At 32.3% G+C, this 17,879-nt stretch carries 21 protein-coding genes; all 21 read left to right on the top strand.

Going from position 1 to position 17,879, the window contains the following annotated elements; all coding sequences use genetic code 11:
• Positions 1-33 precede the first annotated feature (33 nt).
• The 21 genes from RGC78_RS06530 (at position 34) to eutM (ending at position 17,667) form a co-directional block, all read left to right on the top strand.
• The gene (locus RGC78_RS06530; protein WP_252214288.1) at positions 34-870 is read left to right on the top strand and encodes a MerR family transcriptional regulator; all 837 of its coding nucleotides are present in this window, start codon (positions 34-36) and stop codon (positions 868-870) included.
• Between the two features lie 583 nt (positions 871-1,453).
• Positions 1,454-2,551 (top strand): hypothetical protein, encoded by a 1,098-nt coding sequence (locus RGC78_RS06525; RefSeq protein ID WP_252214286.1) that lies wholly within the window; start codon positions 1,454-1,456, stop codon positions 2,549-2,551.
• On the top strand, positions 2,551-2,817 hold the full coding sequence (locus RGC78_RS06520; RefSeq protein ID WP_252214284.1) for a hypothetical protein: 267 nt from the start codon (positions 2,551-2,553) through the stop codon (positions 2,815-2,817). The genes RGC78_RS06525 and RGC78_RS06520 overlap by 1 nt, the downstream gene beginning before the upstream one ends.
• A 24-nt stretch (positions 2,818-2,841) precedes the next feature.
• A complete protein-coding gene (locus tag RGC78_RS06515) occupies positions 2,842-3,138 on the top strand; it encodes a BMC domain-containing protein (RefSeq protein WP_003373634.1) in 297 nt (98 codons plus the stop codon).
• A gap of 26 nt (positions 3,139-3,164) precedes the next feature.
• Entirely contained in the window at positions 3,165-3,470 is a 306-nt protein-coding gene (locus tag RGC78_RS06510; protein ID WP_252214282.1) for a BMC domain-containing protein, read from the top strand.
• A gap of 75 nt (positions 3,471-3,545) precedes the next feature.
• The gene (locus RGC78_RS06505) at positions 3,546-5,036 is read left to right on the top strand and encodes an aldehyde dehydrogenase family protein (protein WP_252214280.1); all 1,491 of its coding nucleotides are present in this window, start codon (positions 3,546-3,548) and stop codon (positions 5,034-5,036) included.
• A 55-nt stretch (positions 5,037-5,091) separates the two neighbouring features.
• Positions 5,092-7,632: a choline trimethylamine-lyase gene (cutC, locus tag RGC78_RS06500; protein WP_252214279.1), complete on the top strand. Its 2,541-nt coding sequence runs from the start codon at positions 5,092-5,094 to the stop codon at positions 7,630-7,632.
• Positions 7,633-7,799: 167 nt separating this feature from the next.
• Positions 7,800-8,753 (top strand): choline TMA-lyase-activating enzyme, encoded by a 954-nt coding sequence (gene cutD, locus RGC78_RS06495; RefSeq protein ID WP_012423521.1) that lies wholly within the window; start codon positions 7,800-7,802, stop codon positions 8,751-8,753.
• A gap of 39 nt (positions 8,754-8,792) precedes the next feature.
• Positions 8,793-9,146, top strand: a complete 354-nt coding sequence (locus RGC78_RS06490; protein ID WP_003372783.1) for a BMC domain-containing protein — start codon at positions 8,793-8,795, stop codon at positions 9,144-9,146.
• On the top strand, positions 9,143-9,583 hold the full coding sequence (locus RGC78_RS06485) for a EutP/PduV family microcompartment system protein (RefSeq protein WP_252214278.1): 441 nt from the start codon (positions 9,143-9,145) through the stop codon (positions 9,581-9,583). The genes RGC78_RS06490 and RGC78_RS06485 overlap by 4 nt, the downstream gene beginning before the upstream one ends.
• 15 nt (positions 9,584-9,598) lie before the next feature.
• Entirely contained in the window at positions 9,599-10,270 is a 672-nt protein-coding gene (locus RGC78_RS06480; RefSeq protein WP_252214277.1) for a cobalamin adenosyltransferase, read from the top strand.
• On the top strand, positions 10,252-11,097 hold the full coding sequence (gene eutJ, locus RGC78_RS06475; RefSeq protein WP_252214276.1) for an ethanolamine utilization protein EutJ: 846 nt from the start codon (positions 10,252-10,254) through the stop codon (positions 11,095-11,097). The genes RGC78_RS06480 and eutJ overlap by 19 nt, the downstream gene beginning before the upstream one ends.
• A gap of 15 nt (positions 11,098-11,112) precedes the next feature.
• On the top strand, positions 11,113-11,415 hold the full coding sequence (locus RGC78_RS06470; RefSeq protein WP_003374733.1) for a BMC domain-containing protein: 303 nt from the start codon (positions 11,113-11,115) through the stop codon (positions 11,413-11,415).
• Complete coding sequence (locus RGC78_RS06465) at positions 11,412-11,675, top strand: EutN/CcmL family microcompartment protein (protein WP_252214275.1); 264 nt, start codon at positions 11,412-11,414, stop codon at positions 11,673-11,675. Before RGC78_RS06470 ends, RGC78_RS06465 begins: the two co-directional genes overlap by 4 nt.
• 17 nt (positions 11,676-11,692) lie before the next feature.
• Positions 11,693-13,021 carry a 4Fe-4S dicluster domain-containing protein gene (locus RGC78_RS06460; RefSeq protein WP_252214274.1) on the top strand — a complete coding sequence of 443 codons (1,329 nt, stop codon included), beginning with the start codon at positions 11,693-11,695 and terminating at the stop codon, positions 13,019-13,021.
• A 1-nt stretch (position 13,022) separates the two neighbouring features.
• The gene (locus RGC78_RS06455; RefSeq protein WP_252214273.1) at positions 13,023-13,571 is read left to right on the top strand and encodes a BMC domain-containing protein; all 549 of its coding nucleotides are present in this window, start codon (positions 13,023-13,025) and stop codon (positions 13,569-13,571) included.
• Between the two features lie 56 nt (positions 13,572-13,627).
• Positions 13,628-14,290, top strand: coding sequence for a cupin domain-containing protein (locus RGC78_RS06450; RefSeq protein ID WP_252214271.1), 663 nt, complete (start codon positions 13,628-13,630; stop codon positions 14,288-14,290).
• A gap of 22 nt (positions 14,291-14,312) precedes the next feature.
• Positions 14,313-15,071: a BMC domain-containing protein gene (locus RGC78_RS06445; RefSeq protein WP_252226460.1), complete on the top strand. Its 759-nt coding sequence runs from the start codon at positions 14,313-14,315 to the stop codon at positions 15,069-15,071.
• A gap of 38 nt (positions 15,072-15,109) precedes the next feature.
• On the top strand, positions 15,110-16,669 hold the full coding sequence (locus RGC78_RS06440; RefSeq protein WP_035782169.1) for an acetaldehyde dehydrogenase (acetylating): 1,560 nt from the start codon (positions 15,110-15,112) through the stop codon (positions 16,667-16,669).
• Positions 16,670-17,320, top strand: coding sequence for a phosphate propanoyltransferase (locus RGC78_RS06435; RefSeq protein ID WP_205449419.1), 651 nt, complete (start codon positions 16,670-16,672; stop codon positions 17,318-17,320).
• 56 nt (positions 17,321-17,376) lie between these two features.
• The gene (gene eutM / locus RGC78_RS06430) at positions 17,377-17,667 is read left to right on the top strand and encodes an ethanolamine utilization microcompartment protein EutM (RefSeq protein ID WP_012425061.1); all 291 of its coding nucleotides are present in this window, start codon (positions 17,377-17,379) and stop codon (positions 17,665-17,667) included.
• Positions 17,668-17,879: the final 212 nt, after the last annotated feature.

Below are 17,879 nucleotides of genomic sequence, written 5' to 3'. Positions count from 1 at the left end.
AAATTTTAGTATGAAAATAAGTGGGGGTATTTTATGAGAGAAAATAAATTGTATTGTATAGGACAAGTTGAGAAAATCTGCAATTTATCTAAAAAAGCACTTAGATATTATGACAAAAAAGGAATACTAAGCCCTGATAAAGTATCTGCTGAAAATGGTTATAGATATTATAGCAAAAAAACGTTACTATCTGTACCAATGATAAAATATTATAAGCAGAGTGGATTTAAACTTGAAGAAATGAAGGAATTTCTTGAAGGAACAAATTATTCGATTTTTGAAAAAAGCTTTGGTCAAAAAATTGATGAACTTAAAGAAATAGAAAATGAAATTAATTTAAAACTTAAATCAATAAAAGACTGGTATGATCTTATAATTGAGGCACAGATGGTAATTGAAAATGATATCAAAGATATATCTATAAAATATGTTGAAGCTCGTACAATGGTTTATTTAAATCAAGATTTTGATTATGACTATATGGATTCCATAATAAACATAGAGTTTACTAATTACATAGAAAGTATAGATAATGCTATAACAGGTCCTGTGATAATAGAATTTCCTTCATTCGAGGAAAAAATTAATGGCAATTGCAATAAAATGAAGATAATGCAGGAAACAATTCTAAAATGCAAGGAGAATGAAACTACTAGATTTGGAGGATTTATGGTTGCTTCTTGTTATCATATAGGAACACATGAGACTATTGATGAAACATATAAAAAGATAAAAGTGTGGGCAGGTAAGAATGGTTATAAATGTGAAGAAAAATCATATGAAAGATATGTTACAGATTATTGGACAACTAAAAATAGTGATAAATTTGTAACAGAAATAATGGTTAAAGTTAATAGAAAAAAGAAATAACCACTAAATGAAAACGTTGCCCTAAGGGGGAATGTATAAGAGATAGATAAGTGTATTTTAAACAAGAATTCTTTTTTTTAGAATAAAAGAATTCTTGTTTTTAGTTTAAGTACATAATATTTATTTAAACTAATGTGATAATATTTTTAGATTTGCTTATAGTAAAACATTGATTAAACCTAGCGTATAGATAATTTTTAACTTCCTAAATAATGTTATATAATTCTAATTTGTATAAATTTATAAATTAAAAATAATTTGTAAATTCATATATAAAATATTCTATTGACTTTCCCCTAGGGGGTAAGGACTATAATTTAATTAATGATAAAAATACTTACAAAGATATAAAAAATGAAAAGTTATTCTGTAATTTCAAAATCAGATAATAGATGTTAATAAAATTATAACAATTGTGAATCCTATGAGACTGTATTTGAATAAAATTCTAAATGGCTCTTGTAAACCTTTACTAGATATCTTATTGTTTACTTAGCTTCAAATATAGTCAGTATAAATTTTTATTTAACAATATATTTTTAACAATATATTTAATGTTTATGAATGAAAGGGGTTTTAGTTTATGAGTGAAATGTCAGGTGTAGATAATTTGTCTGCAATTGCTGCTAAAAAGAAGTTATCATCTAACTTTCTTAAAAAAGGTATTTCAATTGCTTTATTTTCAGGATTAATGTATGGATTTTATTCAGCATTTTTAACACTTGGTATGACTAAGGGAGTTTGGGCAGATTGGTATGGAGAAAACACAGCGGGTTTATCATTGCTTGTTATTACTTACTTACTAGGTGCACTTGGTAGTGCGGTAAATGATACATGTAGTGCCGTTTGGGCTATACTTTATGCAATAGTAAAAGGGAAAATTGGAGATTTCTTTAGATGTATTAAAACTACTCCGGGTGGAGTAATGATTTTGGCAGCTCTTATAGGTGGTCCTATTGCAAGCACAGCTTATGTTGTTGGTCTTCAAATGGCAGGTTCAATTGTTATTCCGATTACTGCTCTTTGTCCAGCTATTGGTGCTATTTTAGGTAGGGTTTTATTTAAACAAGAATTAAATAAACGTATGATGCTTGGTATAGGTATTTGTGTTTTATCTAGTTTTATGATTGGTAGTACAAGTATTGGGGGAGATGCTCCAGAAGGGATGTTTTTAGGTATTTGTATAGCATTTATCGCTGCTCTAGGATGGGGATTTGAAGGCTGCGTAGCTGGTTATGGTACATCCATGATTGATTCAGAGATTGGTATTACTATACGTCAAGCAACATCAGGTCTTTCAAACTTAATAATTTTAGTACCTATATTTGGTATTATTTTTGGCGGAAGTGTTGGTTTTTCAGCTAATTTAGTTGGTAAAGCATTTACAAGCGGACCTGCTATGATTTGCTTTGCTTTAAGTGGTCTTTTCGCATTCGTTTCTTATATGTGTTGGTATAACGGTAATAGTATGTGTGGTGCTGCACTTGGCATGGCATGTAATGGTACATTCTCATTCTGGGGTCCATTCTGTTGCTGGATTGTACTTGGAGTATTTTGCAAAATAGATGGATGGGCATTACCTCCTATAGTTTGGATTGCAGCTGTGTTAATGGTATTTGGAATATTAACAATAGCTATGAACCCATTAGATTTATTTAGAAAAAAGGGGGAAGCTAAGTAATGAAACCACTTAATTATGCAATTCTAAAATATTTCACTAAAGTTAAAGAAGCGTGTACTGATGATGTTATAGATGCATTAAAAGATGAGTATGGCAATTTTAAAGCTCTTAACAAGAAAGATGTATTAACAGCATTAATGACAGCTGAAGCTAATGGACTTCTTGAAGAAACAAGATTTGATTTGGACAATGATGGTGAATTAAGGGTTTATTATCATGCACACAAAGAAGGAGCAGAAACAATTAATAAATATATTAAAGGTTAATAACAAGGAAGGGAGGTATTCTAAATGAGATATTATGGTGAAGAAGCTTTAGGTCTTGTAGAAACATTAGGAATGGTTCCAGCAATTGAAGCGGCAGACAAAATGTTAAAGGCTGCAAATGTGGAGTTGATTTCATATGAAAATGTAGGATCAACCCTTGTTACAATAATGATTAAGGGTGATGTAGCAGCAGTTACATCAGCTGTAGAAGCAGGTGCTGAAGCTGCTGCTGCTATAGGTAAATTAACAGCAAAAAATGTTATGCCACGTCCTATTAGAGAAGTTGGAGATATTGTTTCTGTACATGATGTTGATTCATAAAAACAAGGAAGAGAGAGGATATAGAGATGGCAAGATATCAAGCTTTAGGATTAATTGAAACTTTTGGTCTAGTTTTTGTTTTAGAAGCAGCCGATGCTATGTGTAAGGCAGCAGATGTTGAACTTATAGGCTATGAAAATGTTGCATCAGGTTACATTTCTGTATTGGTTCGTGGAGATGTAGGAGCCTGTAAAGCGGCAGTAGAAGCTGGCGTAAAAGCTGTTAATGATATGGAAAATGGTAATGTTTATAGCTCAGTTGTTATTGCAAGTCCACATCAGGATCTTGAAAAGATTATTGCGCGTTATAAGATTGAAAATTTACTTCCATAAAGGTGAAGACTTATGCATATTAAGTAGAATATGTTGGAATTAAAAAAATATTTCTAATGAAAAGGAGAGAAGAAAATGAGTACTATTGATAATGATTTACTCTCCATACAAGAATCACGAATTCTTGTTGAAAATGCTCGAGAAGCACAAAGAAAATTAGCAACATTCTCACAGGAAAAGCTTGATGAGATCGTTGAACGGATGATAGAGGAAATTAAAAAGCATATTTCAGAACTTGCTAAGATGTCTAGTGATGAAACAGATTATGGTAAATGGGAAGATAAATGTATAAAAAATCGTTTTGTTTGCAAGTATTTGTTTAATAGATTAAAGGGCATGAAATGTGTAGGTATAATTAATGAAGATAAAGAGAATAAGACTATGGATGTAGGTGTACCTATGGGTGTAATCATAGCATTTTGCCCATCAACTAGTCCTGTCTCTACTACAATATATAAAGCATTAATTGCAATTAAATCAGGAAATGCTATTATATTTTCTCCTCATCCAAGAGCGAAAAATACTATGAGTAAAACTCTTGATATTTTAATTAGAGCTGCTGAAGGATATGGTTTACCAGAAGGAGCACTTGCATATCTCCATAATGTAACACCTAGTGGAACTGCTGAATTAATGAATCATAGAGATACTTCTTTAATAATGAACACAGGAGTTCCAGGTTTGTTAAAGGAATCATATAAATCAGGCAAACCAGTAATTTATGGTGGTACAGGTAATGGACCTGCTTTTATAGAACGTACAGCTGATATAAGACAAGCTGTAAAAGATATTATTGATAGTAAGATATTTGACAATGGTGTGGTTTCTGCAGCTGAACAGTCGATAGTTGTAGATAGTCCAATTGCATCTGAAGTGAAAAAAGAGTTACAAAAAAATGGAGCTTACTTTATGGATGCAAATGAATCTGAAAAGCTTGGATCTATCTTTTATCATACAGATGGAAGCGTTGATTTTGAAGTGGTTGGCAAATCGCCTCAATACTTAGCTAAAAGAGCAGGATTTATTGTATCAAATGATGTAAAGGTTTTGATTTCAGAACAAAAATATGTGTCAAAAGGCAATCCTTATTCTAGAGAAAAGCTTTGTCCAGTTTTATCTTACTATATTGAGGATGATTGGATGCATGCTTGTGAAAAGTGTATTGAATTGTTACTTAGTGAAAGACATGGACATACACTAATAATTCATTCAAAAGATGAAGAAGTGATTCGTCAATTCGCTTTAAAAAAACCAGTTGGTAGAGTACTTGTAAATACTCCAGGTTCTTTTGGAAGTATGGGAGCGACAACTAATTTGTTTCCTTCAATGACGTTAGGAAGTGGATCAGCAGGTCATGGAATGACATCCGATAACGTTTCTCCGATGAACTTAATATATATTCGTAAGGTTGGATATGGAGTACGTAAAACAAATGAGATTATTGATTCAGTGTTATCAGATAAAGGTTTATGTGATAACATTGAAAAAAAATCAGAAGTATGTGACATAGATAACGTAGAATTTCTACAAAATATCTTAAAAGAAGTTATTAAAGACTTAAAATAAACTAAACAATCAGGCTATAAGTCTGAAATATATTTAAAGAATGAGAGGTAAAAAATTGGATATTCGTGAATTTTCAAACAAATTTGTAGAAGCCACTCAAAACATGTCTGCTGAAGAACGTGAATGTTTAATGAAGATATTTGAGGGTGTTTCAAAAGAAATCACAAAAGAAGAACCTGTTTTAGAACATGTAGTATGTACTGAAGGCGATAAAATTCCAGATGGAATAACACAACGTTTATTAAAATTAAAAGAAAATTATTTGAAACAAGTTCCATCAATAACTACTTATCGTGCTAGGGCAATTACTAAAATAGCTAAAGAAAATCCAGGCATGCCTAAGATTTTATTACGTGCTAAATGTTTTAAATATTGCTGTGAAACTGCACCATTAGTAATTCAAGATAATGAATTGATTGTAGGAGCTCCTTGTGGTGCACCTCGTGCTGGCGCTTTTTCTCCAGATATTGCATGGAGATGGATGGTTGATGAAATAGATACTATAGGTACAAGAGCGCAAGATCCATTCTATATTTCTGAAGAAGATAAGAAGATTATGCGTGAAGAATTGTTCCCATATTGGGCAGGTAAATCTGTTGATGAATATTGTGAAAATCAATATCGTGAAGCAGGAGTATGGGAGCTTTCAGGAGAGTCATTTGTTTCAGATTGTTCATATCATGCTATTAATGGTGGAGGAGATTCAAATCCAGGATATGATGTAATTCTAATGAAAAAGGGTATGCTAGATATTCAATTAGAAGCAAAAGAACATCTTGAAAAACTTGATTATGAAAATCCAGAACATATAGAAAAAATCTATTTCTATAAAGCAATTATTGATACTACTGAAGGTGTTATGATTTATGCTAAGCGTTTATCTAAATATGCTGCTGAATTAGCCGAAAAAGAAACAAATCCTAAGCGTAAAGCAGAATTACAAAAAATATCTGAAATTAATGCAAGAGTACCAGCACATAAACCAAGTACATTCTGGGAAGCGATTCAAGCTGTTTGGACTATTGAATCTTTACTAGTAGTTGAAGAAAATCAAACAGGTATGTCTATAGGACGTGTTGACCAATACATGTATGAATATTATAAAAATGATATTGAAAGTGGTCGTATGAATGATTTTGAGGCATTTGAATTATCAGGATGTATGCTTATTAAAATGTCTGAAATGATGTGGATTACAAGTGAAGGTGGTTCTAAATTCTTCGCAGGTTATCAACCATTTGTCAATATGTGTGTTGGTGGTGTTGATAGACAAGGACGAGATGCTACAAATGAATTGACTTATCTGCTTATGGATGCAGTTCGTCATGTTAAAATTTATCAACCATCATTAGCTTGTCGTATTCATAACCAATCACCACAAAAGTACCTTAAGAAAATTGTGGATGTAATTCGTGCAGGTATGGGATTCCCAGCTTGTCACTTTGATGATGTGCATATAAAAATGATGCTTGCTAAAGGTGTTTCTATAGAGGATGCAAGAGATTACTGCTTAATGGGATGTGTTGAACCTCAAAAATCAGGAAGATTATATCAATGGACATCTACAGCATATACTCAATGGCCTATATGTATAGAACTTGTACTTAACAATGGTATTCCTCTTTGGTATGAAAAACAAGTTTGCCCTAATATGGGAGATATAAATAGTTTTAAAAATTATGAGGAATTTGAAAGTGCTGTTAAGGAACAAATAAAATACATTACTAAGTGGACAAGTGTTGCTACTGTAATTTCACAACGTGTTCATAAAGAACTTGCACCAAAACCTCTTATGTCTATTATGTATGAAGGTTGTATGGATAATGGTAGAGGTGTTGAAGCTGGCGGAGCTATGTATAACTTTGGGCCGGGAGTAATATGGAGTGGACTTGCAACTTATACAGATTCTATGGCAGCTATTAAAAAGTTAGTATTTGAAGAAAAGAAATATACATTGCAAGAATTAAATGAAGCATTAAAAGCTGATTTTGTTGGATATGAAAAACTTAGAAAAGATTGTTTAGAGGCACCTAAGTATGGTAATGATGATGATTATGCAGATTATATTGCTGCTGATTTAATCAATTTTACAGAACTAGAACATCGTAAATTTAAGACATTATATTCAGTACTTAGTCATGGTACTTTATCAATATCTAATAACACTCCATTTGGTCAGTTAACTGGAGCAACAGCAAACGGACGTAGAGCATGGATGCCGTTATCTGATGGTATAAGTCCATCACAAGGATCTGACTATAAGGGCCCTACTGCAATTATAAAATCAGTTTCTAAAATGTCTTGTGACAGTATGAATATAGGTATGGTTCATAACTTTAAGCTTATATCTGGATTATTAGATACCAAAGAAGGAGAAGATGGCATTATTACTTTATTGCGTAGTGCATGTGTTCTTGGTCTTGGTGAAGTTCAGTTTAACTACCTAGATAATGATACGTTAATTGAAGCGCAAAAACATCCAGAACAATATCGTGATTTAATTGTACGTGTTGCTGGATATAGTGCATTCTTCGTTGAATTATGCAAAGATGTTCAAGATGAAATTATTAGTAGAACTATGCTTACACACTTTTAAAATGCTGTAAATTGTTTTACAAATTGCAGATAGTAAAGAAGTATATTTTGACATTAAATTAATTTTTATAAAACTTGTCACTAACATGAGTTAAATCATGTTAGTGTGCAAGGAACATTTAAAACATTATTTAAAATCAAGATAAATAAAACTGGAGATTGAATACTATGGGGAATATGAATTTAGGAATGATTGAACGAAAAGCAACAATTTTTAATATACAAAAATACAATATGTATGATGGACCAGGAATAAGAACTCTTATATTTTTCCAAGGATGCCCTTTACGTTGTAAATGGTGTGCTAATCCTGAAGGAATGATAAAAAAATATAGGGTAATGTTTAAAAATAATTCATGTGTTAATTGTGGTGCTTGTGTTGATGCTTGTCCAGTAGGAATACATACTATTTCAAAGGAAAGTCTAAAACACGAAGTGAATCGTAATATTGATTGCCTTGGATGTGGGAAATGTGTTGATGCTTGTCTTGAATCTTCATTATCTATAGTAGGACAGGTAAAAACTATTTCTGAACTTTTAGAGATTATAGAAGAAGATAGAGCATTTTATGATATTTCCGGTGGTGGTGTTACATTAGGTGGTGGTGAAGTTTTAATGCAACCAGAAGCTGCTTGCAACCTGCTTATGGCATGTAAACAAGAGGGAATAAACACTGCAATTGAAACTTGCGGTTATGCAAAGCTAGAATCAGTGCTAAAGGTTGCTGAGTTCACAGATTTGTTCCTATTTGATATAAAGCATATTGATTCTGACAGGCACTTCCAATTAACTGGAGTGAGAAATGAACAAATTTTAGAGAATTTAAAAGAACTTATTCGTCGTAAATATAATGTTAAGATTCGAATGCCTTTATTAAAAGGAGTAAATGATAGTAATGAAGATATTGAAAATGTTATGAAATTTTTAATTCAGTTTAAGGATTATAAAAACTTCAAAGGCATTGATTTGCTTCCTTATCATAAGATGGGGGTAAATAAATATAATCAACTAGGAATTGAATATCCTATTGAAGGAGATCCAAGCTTAAATAATGAAGATTTAGATAAAATTGAAAGCTGGATTAAGAAATATGATTTAACAGTTAAAGTGATTCGTCACTAAAGAATTTTTAAATAGATAATAAAATGGAAGGTAAGAGTTATGGGAGAATTTCTTGAAAGAAATATTGAGCGTGTTATACAAGAGTCAGTACCTGGAAAGCAAATTACAATAGCTCATGTTATTGCATCACCAATGCCTGATATATATGAACGTCTAGGAATTGATGAAAAGGGAGCTATAGGAATTTTAACTTTGACTCCTTTTGAAACAGCTATTATTGCAGCTGATATTGCGGCAAAGGCTTCAGATGTTGAAATCGGATTTTTAGATCGTTTTACAGGATCAGTAGTTATAAATGGTGATGTAGAAAGTGTTGAGACAGCACTAAATGCAGTAAATGATACATTGAAAAACTTGCTTGGATTTACTCAGGCTCCCATTACAAGAACATGAGAAAGAAGAGAATAATGGTAATAGGTCCTTCATATTGTGGCAAAACTACATTGGTTAATGCATTAAATAATTATGATGGAAAAGTAAGAAGAACACAGGAAATTATTTATGGTGAAAATACTATAGATGTCCCTGGTTCCTATATAGAAAATGCTTGGATGTATAAACACATAATTGCAACTTCTCAGGATGCATCTCATATTTTGATTTTAGTAGATCAATCTAGATGCACAGAAGTATATTCTCATGGCTTTGCGAAATCATTTAGATGTCCTGTAATTGGTGTAATAACAAAAAGCGACTTGATGCCTGAAAATGAAAAGTTATGTTTAAGGCAGCTAAAAATGATAGGAGTCTTAGAACCATATTTTCATGTTAGTTTTCCAAATGAAACGGGTATTGATGATTTAAAAAAATATTTATTTGAAAAAAGGTAAAAGTAAAGGGGGGCAATGATGAAATTTATTACTGAAGAGTATTTGCGATCCTTATATAAGAAAGAACCTTTTAGTGTTTACGAATTAGATCAAGGAGAGCGTCTTACGCCTGGAGCAAGACAATATCTGTCAGATAAAGGTATAAAGATGTGGGATGATGCTTCTTGCAAAAATAATAAAATTCCTATAGTAAAGCAATCAGAAGCATTGCCAAAGGAAAATAAAAATTTTAATAAGAAGATTTGCTTCAAACTAAAATCTATAGAGGCATTATTCCTTGTTACTAGTAGTGAAATTATAAAGGAAGATATTATTTTAGCACAAAGTATTATTAATTTAGAAAAAAGAATTTCAAACATTAGAAATTTTATAGAAGGAAAAAGTACAATTGAACAACCTTGCCATAAAGAATGTACTGGAATAAATTCAGAGAATTTTTGTGATGATATTGATGATTGTTGTGAAATAACAGAATTTCATATGCAACTTGAAAAAAGCAACGAAATTTTAAAGTTAAATGCACTACGTTGTGCTATTCGTGAAATAGAACCAATTGTGTTTGAAGTATATGGAGACAATCATAACGTAGGAAATCAAATTATAAAAAATATTAACGCAATTATTAATTCATTATCTCAAATGATTTGTCTAACTATTGGAGGGGGAAAATGTCAGAGAAAAGCATAAATTTTGAATACTGCGATAATCTTGTTCATGATTTTGAAGAAGTTATAAATAAAACCATTGTAAGTGAAACATCTACATATTACACAGGTGTTGACCTTGGAACTGCCTGTATAGTATTAGCAGTTTTAGATGAAAACTATAAACCAGTTGCAGGTGTATACAGATATGCAGATGTAGTCCGTGACGGTATGATTGTTGATTATATTGGAGCAGTAAGAATTGTTAGAGAATTAAAGCAGGAACTTGAGGAAAAATTAGGTGCAGAATTACTTTATGCAGCAGCAGCAATTCCACCAGGAACAGATGCTTTGGATTCAGGGGCAATTAAGAATGTAGTACAAGCTGCTGGATTTGAATTAACAAGTCTATTAGATGAACCTACAGCTGCAAATGCAGTACTTAAAATAGAAAATGGTGCAGTTGTAGATATTGGTGGTGGAACAACAGGTATTTCTATTTTGAAAAATGGAAAAGTTGTATATGTTGCTGATGAACCTACAGGTGGAACTCATTTTTCATTAGTTATTTCAGGAGCATATGGTATGTCTTTTGGAGACGCTGATAAATACAAAAGAGACAGTGAAAAGCATAAAGAATTATTGCCTATATTAAAGCCTGTAGTTGAAAAAGTTGCTGCAATCATAAATAAGCATATAGATGGTCATGATGTTAAGGAAATATCTTTAGTAGGTGGTACATGCTGCTTAGAAGGTATAGAAAAAATTATAGAAAAACAAACAGGAATATACACTCATAAACCCCACAATCCTATGTTCGTTACTCCATTAGGGATAGCTCTTAGCTGTACAAAAGAAATTATCGAATAAGGAGAGTGTTAAAAGGTGGATTTTAGAATTATAAAATCACCTTCTGAGAGTACAATAGATATTCTTAGACGGCGTATGGGAGCGAATTGTAAAACAGATTTAAATGATATTGATGCAGTAGGCCTTGTACAAGGTAGAATGATTGATATGATTTTTGCAGCTGATATCGCTGAAAAAGCTGTTGGAGTTACAGTTGAAGATATTAGAGGAAATTGTCCTCAACATATGATATTAATTGGAATTTTTGGAGATACAGCATCAGTTGAATCTGCAGTTAAAGAAATTAAACTTAAGATGGAAGAAGGCAAGAGTTTATGATAATAGCAAAATTAATTGATAATGTATGGGCAACCAGAAAGACAGAATTACTTAATGGTTTTAAGTTTATGTTAGCTGAAGAAATTGGCGGAAGCAGACAAGGTAGAAGGCTAGTAGTAGTGGATATCATTAGTGCAGGAATAGGTGATAGAGTCATTATTTGTACAGGAGCTTCAGCACGAAGAATGTTAGGAAGCGATGATATTCCGGTAGATGCTGTTGTTGTTGGAATAATAGATGAAGATTGCAATTTTGTATAGATTCAGGAGGTATTAAGATGAGTCTTTTAGATATGGTAAAAGATGCTGGTGTTATAGGTGCTGGTGGAGCAGGATTTCCCACACATGCGAAACTTGCATCAAAAGCTGAATATATACTTCTTAATGGAGCTGAATGTGAACCCCTTTTAAGAGTTGATCAACAGTTAATGGAATTATTTCCGGATGAAGTTATAAAAGGGTTTGAAACTGCAAGAAGTATAGTTAACGCTAATAAAGGTATTATAGGAATCAAAGGAAAGCATAAAGAAGTAATATCTATTTTAAGAAATAGAATTAATGAATTACATGTAGGAGATTTAATAGAAGTAAAAGAGCTTCCAGATATTTATCCTGCAGGAGATGAACAAGTTCTTGTTTATGAATTAACAGGAAGAGTTGTACCAGAAGCTGGTATACCAATTCAAGTTGGATGTGTAGTAGTAAACAGTGAAACAGCATTAAACATTTATAATGCTTCTATGGGAAAATCAGTTACTGAAAAATACATTACCATTGCAGGGGATATACCAAATAGAAAAACTGTAAAAGTTCCAGTAGGAATTCCTATTATAGATGTGTTAAAACTTAGTGGAATTGAAAATTTTGATAAGTATTCAGTCATTGATGGTGGACCTATGATGGGCCCAGTTATGAAAAATCTAGACGGGTATGTTACAAAGAAAAATAAAGGATTTGTAATATTAAAAAATGATCATCCGCTGATTCGTAAAAAATCTGTTACCATGGATCAAGCAAAAAAGATAAATAAATCTTCTTGTGAGCAATGTCGTATGTGTACAGATATGTGTCCACGTTTTCTACTTGGACATAATACACAACCACACAAGATGATGAGAGCTATGTCTTACAACTTGGATAATATTGAAGGACAAAAAATTGCACAACTATGTTGTCAGTGTAATTTATGTGAGCTATTTTCATGTCCAGCAGGATTATATCCTAAATCATCAAATCTATATTTTAAACAAAAGCTGGCAGAACAAAATATTAGATACAAGCCAGTTCAAGATAAGTTTGAAGCAAGACAAGCTAGAGAGTATCGCTTAGTACCAAGTAAGAGACTTATAGCAAGATTAGGGTTACGAGATTTTGATAAACCAGCTCCTATGATAGATGGTTTAGTAGATTCTGAAATTGTATATATTGCAATGCAACAACATGTAGGTGCACCTTCAATTGCCTGTGTACATCTAGGACAACATGTTGAGAATGGTGAAGTAATTGGTAAAATTCCAGAAGGTAGTTTAGGTGCTACAATTCATGCAAGTATTTCAGGAACTGTAATTAAAAATGAAGATGGTTTTGTAGCCATAAGGAGGGATTAATATGGCCAATGCAATAGGAATGGTTGAATTTACAAGTATTTCACGTGGTATTTATGCAACAGATCAAATGTTAAAGACTTCTGATGTTGAAATAGTTACAGCTAATTCTGTTTGTCCTGGAAAATATATAGCTATAGTTAATGGTGATGTTGCAGCTGTTAAAGAATCAGTAAGTGTAGGGGAAAAAATAGCAGGAGAATTTTGGGTAGATTCAATTATTATACCTAATGTTAATCCTTTAGTTTTTCCAGCAATTACTGGTGCAACAATGCCTGATAGTATACAGGCATTAGGAATTATGGAGTCTTTCTCTTTAGCAACCATGGTTATAGCTGCTGATGCTATTTTAAAGGCTGCTAATTTAGAACCATTAGATCTAAGACTTGGAACTGGATTAGGAGGAAAATCATTCTTTACTTTTACCGGTGATGTAGCTGCAGTTGAAGCTGGTATTGATGCAGGAAAGTCTATTGCAGAAGAAAAAGGTTTATTAGTTAATGCTGAGGTTATACCATCTCCATCTGATAGATTATTACAGTCTTTACTTTAAATAAGTTTTAGATTTAATAACTATCTAAAAGTATATTAATGAAAGGATGTGAGGATATGAAAAAATTGATTTGTATAAAAGATATTGAAGCCTTGATAAAACAAGGTGAAACTAAATTCTATGTTGATGATAATGTGATTATAACACCGTCAGCTAAGGATTTAGCAAAAGCTAATGGTATAGTATTTTCTACAGAAGCGCCTAAGTGTGAAGTACAACATTCTGAAATTCCAAAAGTTTGTGCCGATGGAATGGACAGTGAAATGCTTCTAAGCTTCTTTAAATCTATGATGGAAAAGGGTCTCTTGCAGGAAATGCTTAATTGCTTAAAAAAAGATAAAAATATGCCATATGTTTCAGAATGTGATTCTGGTGGATTGAAAGTTGTTAGAGGCAATACAGTTAAAATGGATGTATTTGATACAGGAAATCCAAATGCAAAAGCTTATTATCAAGAATTAGTTAGTAAAAATGAATCTAAAATGAGTGCTGGATTTTTAGTAATTGAAAATTCAAAATTTGATTGGGAGCTAACTTATGAAGAAATTGATTATGTTATTGAAGGTACCTTAACAATTGAAATCAATGGTAAGACATTTACTGCATATCCAGGAGATGTATTATTTGTACCATCAGGTTCTAAGGTAGTTTGGGGTTCACCTGATAAGGCAAGGGTATTTTATTCAACATATCCTGCCAATTGGGCAGATCTCTTATAGCAAACTTTAGGGAGGATAAACTATGCAAGCACTTGGGTTAATAGAAACAAGAGGATTACTGGCAGCTATTGAAGGTGCAGACACAATGCTTAAGTCAGCAGATGTTAGCATTTTGGAGAAAACTTATGTAGGTGGAGGCCTTGTTTCAATCGCAGTAACTGGAGATGTAGGCGCAGTAAAAGCAGCTGTAGAGGCTGGCGTTGCAGCTGTAAAAAAACTAGATAGTAAATTGTTGATTTCAGAACATGTGATACCTCGTCCTCATGATGAATTAGATAATATAATTGGAATAAAAAGTTCTTTAAAAAAGTTAGAAGTTTCGTCTAAATCTGAAAATGAGATTTGTGAAAACCTAAATGAGGTTGTTGAAGTTGAGGTTATTAAGAATGAAATTTCTAAAAAAGAAGAAACAATAGAAACCATTGATTGTATAATCAATGATTCTGAGGAAACGAATTTAGAAAAAGATGAAAATATTGACTGTATAGATACTAAGTCTGAAAAAATAAATTTAACAATAGATCATTCATTACCTAAGAAGTTAAAAGAGGAACATTCTAATGATTCAAAAATTGATTTAAACAATTTACAAAAAGCTACTGTAGATAATTTAGTAAATGAAAGTGGAATAGAAAAAACTCTTAAGATACTATCTAATCTTAAAGTAGCAAAACTTAGAGAATTAGCTCGTCAATACAAAGATTTTAAAGTTACGGAAGGAAAAATTTCTAAAGCAAGTAAAAAGCTATTAATAACAAAATTTAGAGCATATTATGAGTAACTTTAATACACAAATACGTTAAAAAGGAGTAATTTGATATGGAGAATTTTGATAGAGATTTGTGTTCAATACAAGAAGCAAGAAACCTTGCTCGCTTAGGAAAAGTTGCGGCAGAAAAAATTGCTGATTATACTGAAGAACAAATTGATAAAATTTTATGCAACATGGTTAAGGTTGCAGAAGAAAATGCTGTTTGCTTAGCACAAATGGCAGTAGAAGAAACTGGTTTTGGTAAGGTTGAAGATAAAACTTATAAGAATCATATGGCATCTACTATATTATATGATTCAATTAAAGATATGAAAACTATTGGTGTTATTAAAGAAGATGAGGCTAATAAGTTAATAGAACTTGCTGAACCAGTTGGATTAGTAATGGGAATAGTACCTTCAACAAATCCAACATCTACAGCTATTTTTAAAGCAATGATTGCTATAAAATCTCGTAACGCAATAGTATTTTCACCACATCCATCAGCAGCACAATGTACAATAAAAGCAGCTAAATTGATGAATGAGGCAGCTATAGAAGCTGGAGCTCCAGAAAATATTATTGGTTGTGTTTCTACTCCAACAATTGGAGCTACAAATGAATTAATGAAGAGTAAAGAAGTTGCTATAATAATAGCAACAGGTGGTCCAGGAATGGTAAAAGCTGCTTATAGTTCAGGAAAACCAGCACTTGGAGTAGGGGCAGGAAACTCTCCAGCATATATAGAAAGAAGTGCAAATGTTGAAAAAGCTATAAGAAATATTATTGCAAGTAAAACATTTGATAATGGTACAATCTGTGCATCAGAACAATCTATTATATGTGAAGAATGTAATCATGATGAAGTAGTTGCAGAATTAAAGAAACAAGGCGGATATTTCATGACAGCAGAAGAAACAGATAAAGTTTGTAATCTGTTGTTTAAGAATGGGCATAGCATGAATGCTAAATTTGTAGGTAGATCTCCACAAGTTATAGCGAGTTCAGCAGGAATTTCTATTCCACAAGATACAAAGGTACTTATAGGAGAACAAAAGGGTGTTGGTGAAGGTTATCCATTATCTTTTGAAAAACTTACAACAGTACTTGCATTCTATACAGTAAAGGATTGGCATGAAGCATGTGAATTAAGTATTGAATTACTTCAAAATGGAATAGGTCATACAATGAGTATTCATACTGAAGATAGAGATATAGTAATGAAATTTGCTAGAAAGCCAGCATCACGTATTTTAGTTAATACTGGTGGTAGCCAAGGTGGAACAGGTGCAAGTACAGGACTTATACCATCATTTACACTAGGTTGTGGTACTTGGGGCGGTAGTTCAGTTTCTGAAAATGTTACCCCAATGCACTTGATTAACATCAAGAGAGTTGCATATGGTTTAAAGGATTGTGCAACATTAGCTTCTAACGATCCAACTTTTAATCACATTAAAACAGAAAATAATTGTCACCATACACAAAATCAATGTGGAAGCTTGAGCCCTGATCAGTATGCAGCTGCATCAAAGTGTATCAATACTGATGATATTAAAAATGCTAACAATGAAGAACTTTTGGATATGATTAATAAGTTAGTTAAGGTGATGAAGGGGGAAGCATAGATGGATGAATGTGAAGCTATGTTGAAACTTCTGCTGGAAACTTTACAAGCTAATTTAGCTAATGGAGAAGCGAAAAAAGATTCATGGGAAATTCCAGTAGGTATTTCAAATAGACATATACATCTTTCAAAAAAAGATTTAGATATTTTGTTTGGTGAAGGTTATAAAATGACAAAGATTAAAGATTTATCACAGCCAGGTCAGTATGCCTGCAAGGAGACTTTAACCATTTGTGGTCCTAAAGGTGCTATTGAAAAAGTTAGAATACTTGGACCTATTAGAAGTAAAACACAAGTTGAAGTATTAGCTGGAGATTGTTTTAGTCTTGGTGTTGCACCACATACAAGGTTATCTGGAAATTTATGTGGAACACCTGGAATTACTTTAATTGGTCCAAAAGGTTCAGTACAGCTTCAAGAAGGTTTGATTGTTGCACAAAGGCATATTCACATGACACCACAAGATGCTAAGCATTTTGATGTTGAAGATGGACAGATAGTTTCAATACAATTTGATGGTTTGAGAGGTGGCATTTACAATAATGTAGCAATTAGAGCAAATGATGATTGCGCACTTGAATGCCATATTGATATAGATGAAGCAAATGCAATGATTGTTAATTCAAAGTCAAAAATTAAAATTGTGAAATAAAAAATTAAAATATAAAAATAACAAAATAATAATGAAGAAATTAGGAGGAATTTAAAATGAAATTTGATGCATTAGGAATGATAGAAACAAAAGGATTAGTTGGTTCAATTGAGGCTGCAGACGCTATGGTGAAAGCTGCAAATGTTTATTTAATAGGTAAAGAATATATTGGTGGCGGTCTTGTAACAGTTATGGTAAGAGGCGACGTAGGAGCTGTAAAAGCTGCTACTGATGCAGGAGCTGCTGCTGCACAACGTGTTGGAGAATTAGTGTCAGTTCACGTTATCCCACGTCCACACTCAGAAGTAGAAGTTATACTTCCATCAACTAAAGAAACTGCAAAATAATAAGAGAACATAAATTAGATAAAATAATAAAAATTGTGGCTGTTGCAAAACTTACTTAAAATTTAGTTTTGCAACGGCTCATTTTGTTGTAAAAAGAACAAAATCGCTAAGGCGACTTTGGAGCCGTGGATTTTTTTAGCCATGCGCCCTTTCCAAACGCAGTGCAGGAATAATGGTGCGGCATATGATTATTTTTTATTCTTTAGGGGTAC

This window comes from Clostridium aquiflavi (genome assembly GCF_031344075.1).
GTDB classification, from domain to species: domain Bacteria; phylum Bacillota; class Clostridia; order Clostridiales; family Clostridiaceae; genus Clostridium; species Clostridium aquiflavi.
The sequence above is the reverse complement of the archived record's forward strand: the minus strand, read 5'-3'. Positions and strand labels throughout refer to the sequence as shown.

Excerpts from the sequence above, each read along its gene's own strand:
- RGC78_RS06530 (WP_252214288.1), top strand. The coding sequence starts at position 34 with ATGAGAGAAAATAAATTGTATTGTATAGGACAAGTTGAGAAAATCTGC.
- RGC78_RS06525 (WP_252214286.1), top strand. The coding sequence starts at position 1,454 with ATGAGTGAAATGTCAGGTGTAGATAATTTGTCTGCAATTGCTGCTAAA.
- RGC78_RS06520 (WP_252214284.1), top strand. The coding sequence starts at position 2,551 with ATGAAACCACTTAATTATGCAATTCTAAAATATTTCACTAAAGTTAAA.
- RGC78_RS06515 (WP_003373634.1), top strand. The coding sequence starts at position 2,842 with ATGAGATATTATGGTGAAGAAGCTTTAGGTCTTGTAGAAACATTAGGA.
- RGC78_RS06510 (WP_252214282.1), top strand. The coding sequence starts at position 3,165 with ATGGCAAGATATCAAGCTTTAGGATTAATTGAAACTTTTGGTCTAGTT.
- RGC78_RS06505 (WP_252214280.1), top strand. The coding sequence starts at position 3,546 with ATGAGTACTATTGATAATGATTTACTCTCCATACAAGAATCACGAATT.
- cutD (WP_012423521.1), top strand. The coding sequence starts at position 7,800 with ATGGGGAATATGAATTTAGGAATGATTGAACGAAAAGCAACAATTTTT.
- RGC78_RS06490 (WP_003372783.1), top strand. The coding sequence starts at position 8,793 with ATGGGAGAATTTCTTGAAAGAAATATTGAGCGTGTTATACAAGAGTCA.
- RGC78_RS06485 (WP_252214278.1), top strand. The coding sequence starts at position 9,143 with ATGAGAAAGAAGAGAATAATGGTAATAGGTCCTTCATATTGTGGCAAA.
- RGC78_RS06480 (WP_252214277.1), top strand. The coding sequence starts at position 9,599 with ATGATGAAATTTATTACTGAAGAGTATTTGCGATCCTTATATAAGAAA.
- eutJ (WP_252214276.1), top strand. The coding sequence starts at position 10,252 with ATGTCAGAGAAAAGCATAAATTTTGAATACTGCGATAATCTTGTTCAT.
- RGC78_RS06465 (WP_252214275.1), top strand. The coding sequence starts at position 11,412 with ATGATAATAGCAAAATTAATTGATAATGTATGGGCAACCAGAAAGACA.
- RGC78_RS06460 (WP_252214274.1), top strand. The coding sequence starts at position 11,693 with ATGAGTCTTTTAGATATGGTAAAAGATGCTGGTGTTATAGGTGCTGGT.
- RGC78_RS06455 (WP_252214273.1), top strand. The coding sequence starts at position 13,023 with ATGGCCAATGCAATAGGAATGGTTGAATTTACAAGTATTTCACGTGGT.
- RGC78_RS06450 (WP_252214271.1), top strand. The coding sequence starts at position 13,628 with ATGAAAAAATTGATTTGTATAAAAGATATTGAAGCCTTGATAAAACAA.
- RGC78_RS06445 (WP_252226460.1), top strand. The coding sequence starts at position 14,313 with ATGCAAGCACTTGGGTTAATAGAAACAAGAGGATTACTGGCAGCTATT.
- RGC78_RS06440 (WP_035782169.1), top strand. The coding sequence starts at position 15,110 with ATGGAGAATTTTGATAGAGATTTGTGTTCAATACAAGAAGCAAGAAAC.
- RGC78_RS06435 (WP_205449419.1), top strand. The coding sequence starts at position 16,670 with ATGGATGAATGTGAAGCTATGTTGAAACTTCTGCTGGAAACTTTACAA.
- eutM (WP_012425061.1), top strand. The coding sequence starts at position 17,377 with ATGAAATTTGATGCATTAGGAATGATAGAAACAAAAGGATTAGTTGGT.